The organism is Streptomyces narbonensis (assembly GCF_014649015.1).
Classification (GTDB): Bacteria; Actinomycetota; Actinomycetes; order Streptomycetales; family Streptomycetaceae; genus Streptomyces; species Streptomyces narbonensis.
In genome coordinates this window covers 1-879 of the sequence record NZ_BMSF01000096.1, presented here as the reverse complement: position 1 = coordinate 879, position 879 = coordinate 1, and the positions used below count along the sequence as shown (strand labels likewise).

Annotated in this window: 1 protein-coding gene; it reads right to left on the bottom strand. The window is 61.2% G+C overall.

Annotation, left to right across the window (positions count from 1 at the left end; translation table 11 throughout):
• The coding region (locus tag IE124_RS36270) for an IS91 family transposase (protein WP_189513934.1) at window positions 1–879 on the bottom strand (879 nt) is incomplete at both ends.

Here is an 879-nt window from a genome sequence, read left to right as displayed (position 1 = left end):
CTCATCTGCGCGATCGCCTGAGCGTTGAGGACCAGTCCCTGCACCGTCAGCCCGCTGATTGCCGCCGTGTATACCATCCGTGCGCCACACAGCACGCAACGGAACGGATCGACGTTTAGAAAGGCTTTGGCCATCTGCGCAAAATACAGCTTTGGTACCGGTCCTGGCGTCGCCATCTTCAGTGCTTCATAGACCTTCGGCAGGTACTGCCCGCAGACCCGATTGGCCAGAAAACCAAAATACCGGATCATCCGGAAATGCTTTTCCGGGATGTGCTGGACCACCCGGCGCAGCATGTCGGCCTGGCTTAGCGTTTCCTGCTGATAGGTCTGCGTGCGGTGATCCAGGTAGGTAAAGCTCAACGTGGCTCCGGAGGTGTAATGCGCCAGACGACTGCCCGAGATCGGCGGTTTTTTCAGGTAGCGGCCCAGGTAATTGACGGTCTTTCGCCCGTTTTCCGTCTTCTTCGACAAGTGGATGTGCCAGTGCTGGCCGCCAGCGGTCAGTATCAAACGGCGCCAGTCGCTTTCACAGAGGATGTGGGCCAGCGGCGGCGGCATCGTCAGTTGCGAAAGCGGCTGTCCCAGCAGGTAATCGCGCACCAGCCACATCCAGCGCCGCCGCAGGGCCTCTTTGTGGAACGACAGATTTTTCCAGACGCCCTGCTCATCCAGGCCGCCCGCGGTCACCGACAGGTGGACGTGGGGATGCCAGTTGAGCCGCCGGCCATAGGTGTGCAGCGCCCCGAAAATCCCGACGCGCAAACCGCGCCGCTTGGCGGCGTAGATCAGGTTATCGGCCGCCAGCCGAAACAGCGCATCGAGCAGCCAGCGGTTGTAGAAGAACAGGGGCCACAGCGTGTCGGGCAGCGTGAACACC